Here is a 13,292-nt window from a genome sequence, read left to right as displayed (position 1 = left end):
AACTCATGGCGATTGTGCTACCGCTCGCCGGTTCGCGCCGCACAACCCCCTAACAGCGGGAAACGGAAACCGTTCAGTTGGCTACTGTGGACAGTGATCGGCGTGCGGGCCCCCACCGGCTGCGGTGTCATGGGGGCATGCGTGAAACAATCCTGGGCAGGACCGGCATGACCGTGTCCCGGATCGCCTTCGGCACCTGGCAGCTCGGCGGGGATTGGGGGTCCTTCGACGAGCGCGCCGCCATCGAAGCGATCCGGCACGCGCGCGAGCTCGGCGTCAACCTGTTCGACACCGCGCAGGCCTACGGGTTCGGGCGGTCCGAGGAAGTGCTCGGCACCGCGCTTCGAGACGAGCTGACCAGGGACCGCGACAGCCTGGTGATAGCGACGAAGGGCGGTATAGATCCCGGTGGCGACCGGCCGCGCGATGCCGGTCGGGCATGGCTGCGCGAGGGCATCGAGGAGAGCCTGCGGGCGCTGCGGCTCGACTACGTCGACCTCTACCAGGTGCACTGGCCGGATCCCGGCACACCAGCCGAGGAAACCGCCGGTGCGCTGCAGGAACTGGTCGAAGAGGGCAAGGTCCGGCACGTCGGGGTGTCCAACTACGACGCCCAGCAGCTGGCCGAGTTCGACCGCTTCCGGCCGGTCGAGACCCTGCAGCCGCCTTACCACCTGTTCCGGCGCGAGATCGAACGGGAGATCCTGCCCTATGCCCGCGAGCACGACATCGGGGTGCTCGCCTACAGCCCGCTGGCCAGCGGGCTGCTAACCGGGCGGCTGACCGTCGACGCCACGTTCGAGCCGGACGACTGGCGCTCGCAATCCTCGGCATTTCGGGGCGAACCGCTACGCCGCAACCTCACCATCGTCGACCGCCTCGCGGAGCTCGCCGCGACGAAGGGCATTTCGGTCGGCCGGCTGGCCATCGCGTGGGTGCTGGCCCAGCCAGGAGTGCACGTGGCGATCGTCGGTGCGCGCAGCGCTCGCAACATCGAGGACAGCCTCGCCGCGGCGGACGTCGAACTCTCTGCCGAGGAGCTGGCGGAGATCGATCAGATCGTCGCAGACGGCGTGTCGATGGCAGGAGCCAGCCCGGAAGGCGTGGCCTGACCGGGAGCGGGAGATTCCGGGCTCATTCCAGGTGGATCTGCCAGTTTCGGGAGAGGAACACAATCGCGGCCAACGCTCCGGCGGACAATACGCCACCGCCTTCGCCTAGGAACAGGCACGCCACTGCGATGATCGCGGCGAACAAGACCAGCGCCATCCGCGGCGACATCAGCGCCCACAGCCGCCGCCACGGGCTGGTCTCGGTCAACCGGCGGGCCAGTTTGGGATCATCACCGATGAGCTGCTGTTCGATTTCCCGCAGGCGGCGCCGCTCATCCCTCGGAAGCATCGCCCACCTCCAACGGCTCATCCCTTTAGTTGAACAAGTATTGCAACGATGGCTTCTTCTGTGAAGGGACCATCGGCACGTGTGACGGGCGGCGCGGTTAGCCTGTGTCCGCGCAATCGTCGTGGCAGGGGAGTTTCCGATGGAGATCTGGGTCAATCCGGCGTGTTCGAAGTGCCGTTCGGCGGTGTCGCTGCTGGACGAGGCGGGGGTGGATTACACCGTGCGCCGGTACCTGGACGAGCCGCCGACGGCCGCGGAGTTGGCCGAGGTGCTGGAACGGCTCGGGCTGGAGCCGTGGGACATCGCCAGGACGGCCGAGCCGGTGGCGAAGGAGCTCGGCCTGAAGACCTGGGCCCGAGAGCCGTCGACCCGAGATCAGTGGATCGAAGCGCTGGTGGCGAACCCGAAGCTCATCCAGCGCCCGATCATCACGGCCGACGACGGCACCACGGTCGTCGCCCGGACCCGGGAAGCCGTGCAGTCGGTGCTGCCCTGAGCGTCCTGGCGCTGCCAGAAACTGTCCAACGCGCCGGGCATTCGGTCTACGGCCAGCCGTGGGGGAGCGGGCTCATGCCGATGACCGGGCCCCGCCAGGCGTAGACCCAGCACGGCCCGCCGTCGAGTTCGATCCGGCGGCGCTCGTACTCCGGTCCTTCGTGCTCGTCGAGCACCGGCCAGGCGCTTTCCGGATCGCGCAGCCGGAAAACCTGTGCGGGCACACGGGAATCCTCGCCGAGCTTCAGCGCGGGGTAGCCGTTGGCGGTGTCGTACAGCGTGCCGGGCAACCACGCCGGCACCGCCGGTCCGATGACCAGCGGTGCCAACAACTGCCAAGCGGTCGCGCCATGTTGGAGCGTGCCGTAGACGGCGATGCGATCGGACACGCCTGCCATGATGCGCCGATCGGTCCCTGCGACGCGACGGTGCTTGCGTTCTTCCGCCGGAAGGCGGGGCGGGCGCTCGTCGCGTCCGCCCCGCCTGCGGTGCCGGGTCAGGCCGCCGTCGCGGCCGGTTTGCCGACCTGGAAGGTCAGCTCGCCGCCCGCCGCGGACACCCGCAGCTCGGCTCCCTCGGTCAGTTCGCCGTCCAGGATCAGGTCGCTGATCCGGTCGTCGACCTCCCGCTCGATCGCCCGCCGCAGCGGCCGGGCCCCGAACTCGGGCCGGTAGCCGCGCTCGGCGATCCAGGCCACCGCCGCCGCGTCGAACTCGACGCCGATGCCCATCGCTCGCAGCCGGCGCACGGTCTGCTCCAGCAGCATCCGGGTGATCGTGTGAAGTTGCTCGCCGTCGAGCCGTTTGAAGACCACGATCTCGTTAATGCGGTTGAGGAATTCCGGTCGGAACGCCTCGCGCAGCCGGGGCATGATCCGCTCGTCGAGCGCTGGGTCGGCGTCCGAAGCGGTGAAGCCGATCTTGCCGCTGGCGCTGGAGACGACCTCAGAGCCGAGGTTGCTCGTCATGATCAACACCGTGTTGGTGAAGTCGACGGTGCGGCCCTGGCCATCGGTCAACCGGCCGTCGTCGAGCACTTGCAGCAGCGTGTTGAACACGTCCGGGTGCGCCTTCTCGACCTCGTCCAGCAAGATCACCGAGTACGGGTGTCGCCGCACGGCCTCGGTCAGCTCACCGGCCTCGCCGTGCCCGACGTAGCCGGGCGGCGCGCCGACGAGCCGGCTGGCGGTGTGTCGTTCCTGGAACTCGCTCATGTCCAGCCGGACCATCCGGTGCTCGTCGCCGAACAGGGACTCGGCCAGCGCCTTGGCCAGCTCGGTCTTGCCGACGCCGGTCGGGCCGAGGAACAGGAAGCTGCCGACCGGCCGATCGGGGTCGCCCAGCCCGCTGCGCGAGCGCCGCACCGCTCGGGCCAGCGCCCGCACCGCGTCGTCCTGGCCGACCACGCGCTGGTGCAGTTCCTGCTCCAGCCCTTGCAGCCGGACCTTCTCGGCCGCGGTCAGGCGGCTGACCGGCACACCTGTCGCCCGCGCGACGACCTCGGCGATGTCCTCGGCGGTCACCTCCAGGATCCCCGCCTCGCCGGGGTCGCCAAGCGCGCCCTGCTCCTCGTTGATCTCGTCGCGCAGCGCGGACGCCCGCTCGTAATCCTCCGCGGCGACCGCCGCGTCCTTGTCCTGCTCCAGCCGCTCGATCCGGCTGCGCAGCTCGGCGCCGTCCGGCGCCACCGTCGACAGCCGCTTGCGCGCACCGGCCTGGTCGATCAGGTCGATCGCCTTGTCCGGTAGGAACCGGTCGTTTATGTACTGGTCGGACAGCTGCGCCGCGGCCTGCACCGCGTCGTCGGTGTAGCGGACCTGGTGGTGCGCCTCGTAGTGCTCGCGCAGGCCCTGAAGGATAGAGACGGTGTCCGGCACGCTCGGCTCGGGCACCTGGACCGGCTGGAAGCGGCGCTCCAGGGCTGAGTCCTTCTCGATGTGCTTGCGGTACTCGTCCAGCGTTGTCGCGCCGACCACGTGCAATTCGCCGCGGGCGAGCCGGGGTTTGAGCATGTTGCCCGCGTCCATCGCGCCTTCGGCGCCGCCGGCACCGACGACGGTGTGCAGCTCGTCGATGAACACGATCAGCTCACCGCTGTGCTCCGAGATCTCGTCGATGACCTTGGTCATCCGCTCCTCGAAGTCGCCGCGGTACCGGGTGCCGGCCAGCATCCCGGGCAGGTCGAGCTGGACCACGCGCTTGCCGGAGAGCACCCGCGGCACCTCCCCGGCTGCGATGCGCTGGGCCAGGCCCTCGACGATCGCTGTCTTGCCGACGCCTGCCTCGCCGATGAGCACCGGGTTGTTCTTGGTGCGCCGGGACAGGATCTCGACGGTCTGCTCGATCTCGTCGGCGCGACCGATCACCGGGTCCAGCTCGCCGTCGCGGGCGCGGGCGGTGAGGTCCCGGCCGTACTGGTTGAGCGTGGGGGTGTTGCTGTTCTCGCGCGGCTGGTCCTGCTCGGTGCGGGGACGTTGGCTCGCGGCGCGTAGCGCCTCGGGCCCGGCGCCGGCGGCACTGAGCAGCCGCCCGGTTTCCGAGTCGGGGCTCGCCGACATCGCCAGCAGGACGTGGTGCGGGCCGATGTATGTGGAGCCGAGCGCGCGGGCCACCCGGTGCGCGTCGGCGAGCACCGTCCGGGCCGCTAGCGTCAACGCGACCGGCCGGTCGCCGACCGCCTCGCCGGCCGCCGGGAGGTGTTCCTCGACCTGCGCTGCGAACGCCTCTACGTCCACGCCGACCTGCGCCAACTGCTCGCGGGTCGGGGTCTCGTGCACGGCCGACCACAGCAGGTGCAGCGCGTCCAAGTCGGTTTGCCCGCGGTCCCGGGCGAAGCGCGCGGCGCCGCTCAGCAGCTGCTGAGCCTGCTCGGTCATCAGCTGGGTGATGTCGATCCGGCGCGAGCCCGGTGCGGCGTCGTCGGCACCGAAGAAGCGCGCGAAGTACTCGTCGAACGGGCCGCCTGCCGGTCCGAAGAACGTCGCCATTCCTAACCTCCTCGCGACGGTGTTGCTGGCCTTCACCGCCATCTCCTTGAGTCTGGTTATATCAACCAACGTCAGTCGGTCCGAAGTAATTCCATCCAGTCACACAAGTGGTGCGCGTCACCACTTGTCGCATCCCGTCGCGATCAATATGGTCCTCTGAAAATATTCTTTCAATGGAATATGTGCTGATGAAGGCGGGATGGACGAGAAGCTGCGGCAGCTCGACGACGGCCCGTACGAGCTGCGGTTCGAGCGTCGGCTCGGGCACGCGCAGGAGAAGGTGTGGCGGGCGATCACCGATCCGGCGCAGCTAAGGGCGTGGTTCGTGGAGATCCTCGACTACGACCGCAGCCGCCTGGACTTCGCCGCCGGCGCCGAACTGGCCTTCGCGCCGGAGCAGGGGCACGACCTCCCGCCGGGGAAAGGGCGGAGCACCCGGTTCGATCCGCCGAACCTGCTGGTGCACACGTGGGACGCGGACGTCCTGCGCTGGGAGCTGGCGGCAGACGGCCCGGACGGCTGCCGGTTGATCTTCACCAACATCCGCGCCGACCACGACTTCGCCATCCTGGAACTGAAATCGTCCATCCTGGGCGGCCGGGTGCTACAAAGCCACCATCGACTTCGACATCCTCACATCGCTAGACCCTTGACGATCAACACAACCGCCAAACTTCACGGCCTTGGCACTAGTGCTCCGAGTTCCGCTGGCCGACGCGGTAGGTGCCGGCGGAGCGGACGTGGTCGATCATGATCCGCTCTGCTGTCTCGCCGTCGCCCGCTTCCAGCGCGTCGAGGAGCTTGGCGTGGGCGTCCAGGTGACGTTGGGTGTGCTCCGCGTCAAGCCAGGGCAACGCATCGGTCGGCACCGGGTAGCTGTTGCGGACCGCGCGCGCGTGCTGACCGAGGAAGGCCGGTCCGCCGATGTCGGCGATCGCCAGGTGCAATTCCTGGCTCTGCTCGCCGAGCCGATACCGGTTGCCCTCGGCGGCATCGCGGACCATGGCCTCGTGCCGTTGGCGGAGCCGGGCGAGCTGCTCCGGGCCGATCCGGTCGGCGGCCAGTCGGGCGCCGAGTCCCTCGACCACGGCGCGGACGTTGTAGTACTCGAACAACGCGTCGTCGCTGAGGTCGATCACGGTTGCGCCGTGGTGGCTCTGGTAGCTGACCAGGCGGTCGTTTTCCAGGCGTCGCAGGGCCTCCCGGACCGGGGTGATCGACACGCCCAGCCGCTGGGCGAGTGGGGCTGCCTTCAACTGGGTGCCGCCGGGGATCTTCGCACTGCGGATCTCTTGCAGCAGCACGCTGTAGACGTAGTCCGCCTTGCTCATAGGCGGCCGGTTCGGCCCTGACATCCCCAGTCCTTCGGCTAGTCGATCTGCTTCGAGTATCCCGCATCGCCCGCGCAGCCGAGGATCGGCCAGCTATGGACTTACAAGTTACATTTTATAAGTCGTCGAGACCGAGGCGGCAGCTCAACCGGTCGGGATCGCGGCCAGCGCGGGCTCGTCGAGCGGGTCGGCCGAGGTCAGCTCGCAGCGCAATCCACCTTCCTCGGCGGTCAGCCGGGTGCCAGCGCGCGCGCCTGCCTCGCGGACGGCGTGGTAAGGAAGTCGTGGTGCGGGCCGGGCTCATGGTCATCTTTGCGGTAGGACGAGGCGCTGGGTGGCAGTTCTTGCCGGTTCGCCAGCCACCACGCCGACACCGCACCACGAACTGGCGTGGTTCAGGTCGTGCTCGCGGAGCGCGGCGGTGATCTTGCTCGGGCCAGGCGAGAGTCGCTCCACAGGTATTCGGGCCTGTCGGCTGGGCCTTCGGGGGCAATCGTGCGATGGGGGATTGACTTCCAGTTAGGTCGAAGTTTCAAGCTGTCGTCGGTAGAGCAGGCAGTCTCGAAGGGGTACGGGTATGCAGACTTCGGTGGACCGCTCGGTGTTCGACGCCGCCTACGAGGAGAACACCGCTCCTTGGGTGATCGGCGAGCCGCAGCCGGCGATCGTCGAGCTGGAGAAGGCCGGCGGCATCAGCGGCGCAGTGCTCGATCCCGGCTGCGGTGCTGGTGAGCACACGATCCTGCTGACCGAGCTGGGCTACGACGTGCAGGGGGTGGACTTCTCGGCCCTGGCAATCGAGAAAGCCCGGGCCAACGCCGCCGACCAGCGCGTCGACGCCCGCTTCGACGTCGCCGATGCGCTGCAGCTGACCGGAGGGCCGTACGACACCGTTGTGGACAGCGCGCTGTTCCACGTGTTCGGGCCGGAAGACCGCGAAAAGTACGTGCGCAGCCTGCACGGCGTGTGCCGCCCCGGGGCGACCGTGCACGTCCTGGCGCTGGCCGACGTCGAACCCAGTTTCGGGCCGCGCATCCCCGAAGCGGTGCTGCACGACGCCTTCGCCGGTGAGGGGTGGCGGCTAGAGAAGATCCGGTTGACCGCCTACCGGGGCGTCGCGCGGGGTGAGCGCGCGGAGAAGTTCGATGTCGAGAGCGGCGCCCACGTCGACGTGCCCGCCTGGCTGGCCACCGCCACCCGGCTCTGACGTCCACATCGGACCATCTGGGGAGGTGGCCCCAGCCGTGCGCGGCTGGCACACTGGGTGGATGACCGAGGATTCTGCGTGCGCGGTGGCGCACGGTGAAGTTCCGGACCCAGCCACCGGTGGCCGTGCGCTGGTGGCGGTTTTCGCCTCGCCGGTGGCGGAATTCCTGCTGCGCTACGGCCGGGAACTCGGCTTCCGGACGTTGCTGGTCGAACCGGACGGCGAGCGCGCGGCCGGGCTCGACGCGGTTTCTGCGGTGCCGGGTCTGGGGGCCGACGCGGACGTGGTGGTCACCGACCACCACCGACCGGAACTCGGTCCGGTGCTGCGGGACGTGTTGAAGCGCGACGTCCGCTGGGTTGGCATCATGGGCAATCCGCGCCACGTCGGCCCGCACGTTGCCGCGCTGCAGGAGCTCGGTGTCCCGGCTGCCGAGATCGAGCGAGTGCGCCGGCCGATCGGCCTGAACATCGGTTCCCGGACTCCGCCGGAGATCGCCATCGCGACCCTCGCGGGCCTGCTGGCCGACCGCAACGGCAAGCCCGGCGGCTTCGCCTTCTGAACGACTCTCGCTTTCCCCGGTGCGACGTGGTTGTGCTCCGGGCACCCAGCGGCCTGGCGCGGGAGTGTTCCGGAGCTGGCCGGCAGGGTGCGTTGGTGAGCGGTATCGCGTTTTGGGAACTGTCGCAGGTGTCCTTTTTGGAGCGCGCGGCGGAGGCATTCGCCGATCGCCCGGCGGTGGTCGAGGGCGCGCAGCGCTATAGCTACGCGGAGTTTTGGGATCGCGCCCAGTAGCTTGCCGGAATGCTTGCCGCGCACGGAGTTCGACCAGGCGACCGGGTCGCTCTGCTCTCGCCTAACACGCACGTGCTGCTGGAGGCGCGCTACGGGTGCCGTTGGCCGGCGCGGTGCTGGTCGCGCTGAACACCCGCTTGGACGCGCTGGAGATCGCGTACCTCCTCGAACACAGCGGCGTTAAACTGGCCATTGTGGACACCGAGTTCCGGGACCTGTTCGACGAGGCGAATTCCGGCCTCGGCCTCCTGGTGATCGATTCCCGCCAGTACGACGCGCTCCGCGACGCGGCGCAACCGCACCGGGTGGATGTGGCCGACGAGCGTTCGCTGGTGTCGATCAACTACACCAGCGGAACCACCGGCCGCCCGAAGGGCGTGATGTATTACCACCGCGGCGCCTACCTGCAGGCGTTGGCGATGGCCTACCACGCGAAACTGACACGGCCTCGCGCTACCTGTGGACGCTGCCGATGTTCCACACCAACGGCATGCTCCCGTGGGCGGTGACGGCGGCTGGGGCGGTGCACCACCGGGCGCACGACGGGCGGGCGTCCGGCGAGGTTTTGCACAACACGGACCGCCGAGGGAAACCCCCGTCCCACCCGTTGCAGCGGGAGCAGATGGCCAAACCGCTGCAGCGATCAGCGATGACCGGGCGCGAGGCGGTGCGCGACGACCCTGTACGCCGGTGGATTTTCATCGCCACCGGCGCCGTGCTGGGGATCGTCGTCGGCGAGCTCAGGCGCTGATCCTCGAATGCCTTGCCTCGTAGCGGATCACTGCTCGGCGAGGGCGTCGATCACGGCCTGTCCGTACCTGGCGAGCTTCTGCTCGCCCACGCCGCTGATGCCGCCCAGCTCGTCCAGGGTGGACGGTTGCGACGCGGCGATCTGCCGGAGCGTGGAGTCGTGGAAGATGATGAACGGTGCCTTGTTCTCCTCGCGGGCGGTTGCCGCCCGCCAGGCACGCAACCGTTGGAAGACCGGCTCCGCCTCCGGCGGCATGTCCTGCGCGGCCTGCTTGGGGGCCTTGGGCTTGGCGGCTGGGGCGGCGACGCGCTTGGGTTCGGTGCGCAGCATGACCTTGCGCGGGTCGTTCCGGCGCAGCACCTCGCCGCTGGATTCGGTGAGCACCAGCGTGCCGTAGTCGCCTTCCACCGACAGCAGGCGTTGGGCCAGCAGTTGGCGGATCACGCCGCGCCACTCGTTGTCGCTCAGGTCAACGCCGACGCCGAACACGCTCAGCGAGTCGTGCCGGAACTGCTCGACCTTAGCGGTCTTCTTGCCGCGCAGGATGTCGATGATCTGGCCGGCACCGAACTTCTGGTTGCGTTCGCGGGCCAGGCGAACCACGGTCGACAGCAGCTTCTGCGCCGCGACCGTCCCGTCCCACGATTCCGGCGGAGCCAAGCACGTGTCGCAGTTGCCGCAGGCCTCTGGAGAGTCCTGGCCGAAGTACGCGAGCAGCTGCGTGCGGCGGCATTCGACGGTCTCGCACAGGGCAAGCATCGAGTCCAGGTGCCGCGACGACGTGCGGCGGTGTGCGTCGTCGCCCTCGGATAGCTCGATCAGCTTTCGCTGCTGCACCACGTCTTGCAGGCCGTAGGCCATCCAGGCGGTCGAGGGCAGCCCGTCGCGGCCCGCGCGGCCGGTCTCCTGGTAGTAGCCCTCGACCGACTTGGGCAGGTCGAGGTGTGCGACGAAGCGCACGTCGGGTTTGTCGATACCCATGCCGAAGGCGATGGTGGCGACCATGACCAGGCCGTCCTCGCGCAGGAACCGGGCCTGGTGGGCAGCTCGGGCCTCCTTGTCCAGGCCCGCATGGTAGGGCAGCGCGTTGATCCCGTTGGCCACCAGGAACTCTGCGGTCCGCTCCACCTCGGCACGGGAGAGCCGGTAGACGATGCCCGCCTCGCCGGTGTGCTCGGTGCGCAGCAGTTGCAGCAGCTGCTTCTTCGGGTCGTTCTTCGGCACGATCCGGTACTGGATGTTCGGCCGGTCGAAGTCGGAGACGAAGTGCCGGGCCCCGGTCAGCTCCAGGCGGGTGGCGATCTCCTTGCGGGTCGCCTGGGTGGCGGTGGCGGTCAGCGCGATGCGGGGAATCGACGGCCAGCGCTCGTGCAGCACCGAAAGCGCCAGGTAGTCGGGGCGGAAGTCGTGGCCCCACTGTGCGACGCAGTGGGCTTCGTCGATGGCGAACACCGAAACCTGGCCGCGGTCGAACAGGTCCAGCGTCGAGTCCAGCCGCAGGCGCTCCGGTGCCAGGTAGAGCAGGTCGAGGTCGCCGGATACGAACGCGTCCTCGGTTTGCCGACGCTGCTCGTAGTTCTGGGTGGAGTTGAGGAAGCCGGCCCGCACACCGAGCTCTCTGAGCGCGTCGACCTGGTCCTGCATCAGCGCGATCAGCGGCGAGACGACGACGCCGATGCCGGGACGCACCAGCGACGGGATCTGGTAGCAAAGCGACTTGCCACCGCCGGTGGGCATCAGTACTAGAGCATCGCCACCACCGATCACGTGATCCACGATCTCCTGTTGGGAGCCGCGGAAGGAGTCGTAGCCGAACACCCTTTGCAGGACCTGCTGGGCGTCGGTCACCTCAAGATCGGGGGAAGCCACGGCGCGCATCTTACTTAAATTTAGAACCTGTCTCCGAACTCGTTTTGCGTGGCGGTGCGGGTGGCGGAACTCAGACGCTGTCTGGTCTCCGGAATCCCCGATTTGTGCATGTCCCAATACGCGGCATCGGGGACTGGCCTCACCAAGAGCCCCGACGGGGTGGGCACGGTCTGAGACCCGCGGCGGGAGTTGCTTGGGGGGCTAAGCGGCTGCGCCGCTTCAGAGACGAAGCCAGGCAGGTTTTAGCAGCATCCCGGACTAGAAGTGGGTTCCGGCAGGCCCGACATGCGTCGGTGTGCCGGTGAGCGCCGGGATTTGGTGTGACGTGCGTCCCGCCGGGGCGGTAGGGCACGCATCGGGAACAACTCGCAGGACAGAATCGTTCGTGGAAATAGTTGAATCTTGTACCAAAACGAGATCTGGTCAGCGAGGGAGTTCACATGCAGTTCGGGATCTTCACGGTCGGTGACGTCACCACCGACCCGACCAACGGCCGCGCGCCCTCCGAGAACGAGCGGATTAAGGCCATGGTGCGGATCGCGCTCAAGGCTGAGGAGATCGGGCTCGACGTCTTCGCCACCGGCGAACACCACAACCCGCCCTTCGTGCCGTCCTCGCCGACGACCATGCTCGGCTATGTCGCGGCCTGCACCGAGCGGCTGGTCCTGTCCACCTCGACCACGCTGATCACCACGAACGACCCGGTCAAGATCGCCGAGGACTTCGCGATGCTGCAACACCTGGCCGACGGCCGCGTCGACCTGATGATGGGCCGCGGCAACACCGGGCCGGTGTACCCGTGGTTCGGTCAAGACATCCGCCAGGGCATCCCGCTGGCCATCGAGAACTACCGCCTGCTGCACCAGCTGTGGCGGGAAGACGTGGTCGACTGGGAGGGCAAGTTCCGCACCCCGCTGCAGTCGTTCACCTCGACCCCGCGGCCGCTGGACGGAGTGCCACCGTTCGTCTGGCACGGCTCCATCCGCAGCCCGGAGATCGCCGAACAGGCCGCCTACTACGGCGACGGCTTCTTCCACAACAACATCTTCTGGCCCCAGGAGCACACCCAGCGGATGGTGGAGCTGTACCGGCGGCGGTTCGAGCACTACGGGCACGGCTCGGCGGACCAGGCGATCGTCGGCCTCGGCGGCCAGGTGTTCATGCGCAAGAACTCCCAGGACGCGGTCCGCGAGTTCCGCCCGTACTTCGACCACGCGCCGGTGTACGGCGGCGGGCCGTCGCTGGAGGAGTTCACCGAGCAGACGCCGCTGACGGTGGGCAGCCCGCAGGAGGTCATCGACCGGACCCTGGGCTTCCGCGAGAACGTCGGCGACTACCAGCGCCAGCTGTTCCTGATGGACCACGCTGGGCTGCCGCTGAAGACCGTCCTGGAACAGCTAGACCTGCTCGGCGAGGAGGTCGTTCCGGTGCTGCGCAAGGAATTCGAGTCGATGCGGCCCGCACACGTGCCGGACGCCCCGACGCACGCGTCGCTGCTGGCCGCGAAGGAAGCGAAGAAAGCGCAGGCAGCGAAATGAGCGAGCGGAACCTGGTAGTGGTCTCGGCGGGCCTGAGCCAGCCGTCGTCGACCCGGCTGCTGGCCGACCGGCTGGCGGCGGCGACCGGCCGCGCGCTGGCGGAGCCGCCGCAGGTCGCGGTCGTGGAGCTGCGCGACCACGCCAAGGACGTGGCGAACAATTTGGTCACCGGCTTTCCCGGCGGTGAGCTGCCGAAGGTGCTCGACCAGGTGGCCGCGGCCGACGGGCTGATCGCGGTAACGCCGATCTTCCAGGCGTCCTACAGCGGGCTGTTCAAGTCGTTCTTCGACGTGTTGGACAACGAATCGCTGCTGGGCAAGCCGGTGCTGATCGGCGCCACCGGCGGGTCGCCGCGCCACTCGCTGGCGCTGGAGTACGCGATGCGCCCGATGTTCAGCTATCTGCGGGCAGTGGTGGTACCGACGGCGGTGTACGCGGCGTCGGAGGACTGGGGTTCGTCGGGCGACGGCGCGCCCCTGGCCGACCGGATCGACCGCGCAGCGGGCGAGTTCGCGGCCCTCGTCGACCGCCGCCCGGCTCCACCGAGGCCCGATGCCTTCGACGAACCGATCCCCTTCGAGCAGCTCCTGTCCCAGACCCAGAACTGAATCCCCACGCAGGCCGGCTAGCGGCGGGGCGATGGCACCTGTTCCAGCGTGTCACTCGCACCGCCGTGACCATTGATTCGATCGCGGGCGAACCGGGTCGGGCCTCCGGCGGCCTGGCGCGGACTGAGCGTCGGGGTGGTGGTCGAGCAGCCGGGCTGGCGGAATGGGCGAGGGGAACCAGGTTGCCGATTCCCTTCGAACAACGCCTTTCCCGAAACCAAAACTGATCTCCCGGCGCGAAGGGCGCCTTGCTGCCAACGACTCCGCGAGCCATCCCCGCCACCAGCGAACCCGCCGCGTACAACGAATAC

General features: G+C 68.6%; 15 protein-coding genes. 10 read left to right on the top strand and 5 right to left on the bottom strand.

The window, feature by feature from the left end; translation table 11 throughout:
- The first annotated feature begins 137 nt into the window (after positions 1–137).
- Complete coding sequence (locus ACWDKQ_RS19670; RefSeq protein WP_450140183.1) at positions 138–1,112, top strand: aldo/keto reductase; 975 nt, start codon at positions 138–140, stop codon at positions 1,110–1,112.
- 22 nt (positions 1,113–1,134) lie between these two features.
- Here the strand turns inward: ACWDKQ_RS19670 and ACWDKQ_RS19665 are convergent, their stop codons facing one another.
- Complete coding sequence (locus ACWDKQ_RS19665) at positions 1,135–1,401, bottom strand: DUF3040 domain-containing protein (RefSeq protein WP_450140182.1); 267 nt, start codon at positions 1,399–1,401, stop codon at positions 1,135–1,137.
- 139 nt (positions 1,402–1,540) lie between these two features.
- On the opposite strand from ACWDKQ_RS19665, the gene ACWDKQ_RS19660 reads away from it, so the two are divergent.
- Positions 1,541–1,897 carry an arsenate reductase family protein gene (locus ACWDKQ_RS19660; protein WP_450140181.1) on the top strand — a complete coding sequence of 119 codons (357 nt, stop codon included), beginning with the start codon at positions 1,541–1,543 and terminating at the stop codon, positions 1,895–1,897.
- A gap of 46 nt (positions 1,898–1,943) precedes the next feature.
- Here ACWDKQ_RS19660 and ACWDKQ_RS19655 read toward each other — a convergent pair whose 3' ends face one another.
- The gene (locus ACWDKQ_RS19655; protein WP_450140180.1) at positions 1,944–2,294 is read right to left on the bottom strand and encodes a gamma-glutamylcyclotransferase family protein; all 351 of its coding nucleotides are present in this window, start codon (positions 2,292–2,294) and stop codon (positions 1,944–1,946) included.
- A gap of 98 nt (positions 2,295–2,392) precedes the next feature.
- The gene (locus tag ACWDKQ_RS19650) at positions 2,393–4,882 is read right to left on the bottom strand and encodes an ATP-dependent Clp protease ATP-binding subunit (RefSeq protein ID WP_450140209.1); all 2,490 of its coding nucleotides are present in this window, start codon (positions 4,880–4,882) and stop codon (positions 2,393–2,395) included.
- Between the two features lie 199 nt (positions 4,883–5,081).
- On the opposite strand from ACWDKQ_RS19650, the gene ACWDKQ_RS19645 reads away from it, so the two are divergent.
- On the top strand, positions 5,082–5,636 hold the full coding sequence (locus ACWDKQ_RS19645; RefSeq protein ID WP_450140179.1) for an SRPBCC domain-containing protein: 555 nt from the start codon (positions 5,082–5,084) through the stop codon (positions 5,634–5,636).
- On the opposite strand, the gene ACWDKQ_RS19640 is transcribed toward ACWDKQ_RS19645, so the two are convergent.
- Positions 5,572–6,237: a GntR family transcriptional regulator gene (locus ACWDKQ_RS19640; protein WP_450140178.1), complete on the bottom strand. Its 666-nt coding sequence runs from the start codon at positions 6,235–6,237 to the stop codon at positions 5,572–5,574. The two genes, ACWDKQ_RS19645 and ACWDKQ_RS19640, sit on opposite strands and share 65 nt — an antisense overlap.
- Before the next feature lie 553 nt (positions 6,238–6,790).
- On the opposite strand from ACWDKQ_RS19640, the gene ACWDKQ_RS19635 reads away from it, so the two are divergent.
- The 5 genes from ACWDKQ_RS19635 (at position 6,791) to ACWDKQ_RS19615 (ending at position 8,966) form a co-directional block, all read left to right on the top strand.
- Positions 6,791–7,420, top strand: coding sequence for a class I SAM-dependent methyltransferase (locus ACWDKQ_RS19635; RefSeq protein WP_450140177.1), 630 nt, complete (start codon positions 6,791–6,793; stop codon positions 7,418–7,420).
- A 61-nt stretch (positions 7,421–7,481) separates the two neighbouring features.
- Complete coding sequence (locus ACWDKQ_RS19630) at positions 7,482–7,982, top strand: XdhC family protein (RefSeq protein ID WP_450140176.1); 501 nt, start codon at positions 7,482–7,484, stop codon at positions 7,980–7,982.
- A 95-nt stretch (positions 7,983–8,077) separates the two neighbouring features.
- Positions 8,078–8,215: a hypothetical protein gene (locus ACWDKQ_RS19625; RefSeq protein WP_450140175.1), complete on the top strand. Its 138-nt coding sequence runs from the start codon at positions 8,078–8,080 to the stop codon at positions 8,213–8,215.
- A gap of 95 nt (positions 8,216–8,310) precedes the next feature.
- Positions 8,311–8,724 (top strand): AMP-binding protein, encoded by a 414-nt coding sequence (locus tag ACWDKQ_RS19620; RefSeq protein WP_450140174.1) that lies wholly within the window; start codon positions 8,311–8,313, stop codon positions 8,722–8,724.
- On the top strand, positions 8,688–8,966 hold the full coding sequence (locus ACWDKQ_RS19615; RefSeq protein WP_450140173.1) for a hypothetical protein: 279 nt from the start codon (positions 8,688–8,690) through the stop codon (positions 8,964–8,966). Before ACWDKQ_RS19620 ends, ACWDKQ_RS19615 begins: the two co-directional genes overlap by 37 nt.
- Positions 8,967–8,993: 27 nt before the next feature.
- Here ACWDKQ_RS19615 and recQ read toward each other — a convergent pair whose 3' ends face one another.
- Positions 8,994–10,844: a DNA helicase RecQ gene (gene recQ / locus ACWDKQ_RS19610; RefSeq protein WP_450140172.1), complete on the bottom strand. Its 1,851-nt coding sequence runs from the start codon at positions 10,842–10,844 to the stop codon at positions 8,994–8,996.
- Positions 10,845–11,275: 431 nt separating this feature from the next.
- Between recQ and ACWDKQ_RS19605 the strand changes: the two genes are divergently transcribed.
- Both ACWDKQ_RS19605 and ACWDKQ_RS19600 read left to right on the top strand, forming a co-directional pair.
- Positions 11,276–12,373, top strand: coding sequence for an LLM class flavin-dependent oxidoreductase (locus tag ACWDKQ_RS19605; RefSeq protein WP_450140171.1), 1,098 nt, complete (start codon positions 11,276–11,278; stop codon positions 12,371–12,373).
- Positions 12,370–12,981 carry an FMN reductase gene (locus tag ACWDKQ_RS19600; protein WP_450140170.1) on the top strand — a complete coding sequence of 204 codons (612 nt, stop codon included), beginning with the start codon at positions 12,370–12,372 and terminating at the stop codon, positions 12,979–12,981. Before ACWDKQ_RS19605 ends, ACWDKQ_RS19600 begins: the two co-directional genes overlap by 4 nt.
- Positions 12,982–13,292 lie beyond the last annotated feature (311 nt).

This window comes from Saccharopolyspora sp. NPDC000995 (assembly GCF_053599315.1).
This window is presented reverse-complemented; position numbering and strand designations above follow the sequence as displayed.

Excerpts from the sequence above, each read along its gene's own strand:
- ACWDKQ_RS19650 (WP_450140209.1), bottom strand. The coding sequence starts at position 4,882 with ATGGCGACGTTCTTCGGACCGGCAGGCGGCCCGTTCGACGAGTACTTC.
- ACWDKQ_RS19655 (WP_450140180.1), bottom strand. The coding sequence starts at position 2,294 with ATGGCAGGCGTGTCCGATCGCATCGCCGTCTACGGCACGCTCCAACAT.
- recQ (WP_450140172.1), bottom strand. The coding sequence starts at position 10,844 with ATGCGCGCCGTGGCTTCCCCCGATCTTGAGGTGACCGACGCCCAGCAG.
- ACWDKQ_RS19605 (WP_450140171.1), top strand. The coding sequence starts at position 11,276 with ATGCAGTTCGGGATCTTCACGGTCGGTGACGTCACCACCGACCCGACC.
- ACWDKQ_RS19640 (WP_450140178.1), bottom strand. The coding sequence starts at position 6,237 with ATGTCAGGGCCGAACCGGCCGCCTATGAGCAAGGCGGACTACGTCTAC.
- ACWDKQ_RS19635 (WP_450140177.1), top strand. The coding sequence starts at position 6,791 with ATGCAGACTTCGGTGGACCGCTCGGTGTTCGACGCCGCCTACGAGGAG.
- ACWDKQ_RS19600 (WP_450140170.1), top strand. The coding sequence starts at position 12,370 with ATGAGCGAGCGGAACCTGGTAGTGGTCTCGGCGGGCCTGAGCCAGCCG.
- ACWDKQ_RS19660 (WP_450140181.1), top strand. The coding sequence starts at position 1,541 with ATGGAGATCTGGGTCAATCCGGCGTGTTCGAAGTGCCGTTCGGCGGTG.
- ACWDKQ_RS19670 (WP_450140183.1), top strand. The coding sequence starts at position 138 with ATGCGTGAAACAATCCTGGGCAGGACCGGCATGACCGTGTCCCGGATC.
- ACWDKQ_RS19615 (WP_450140173.1), top strand. The coding sequence starts at position 8,688 with ATGTTCCACACCAACGGCATGCTCCCGTGGGCGGTGACGGCGGCTGGG.
- ACWDKQ_RS19665 (WP_450140182.1), bottom strand. The coding sequence starts at position 1,401 with ATGCTTCCGAGGGATGAGCGGCGCCGCCTGCGGGAAATCGAACAGCAG.
- ACWDKQ_RS19630 (WP_450140176.1), top strand. The coding sequence starts at position 7,482 with ATGACCGAGGATTCTGCGTGCGCGGTGGCGCACGGTGAAGTTCCGGAC.
- ACWDKQ_RS19645 (WP_450140179.1), top strand. The coding sequence starts at position 5,082 with ATGGACGAGAAGCTGCGGCAGCTCGACGACGGCCCGTACGAGCTGCGG.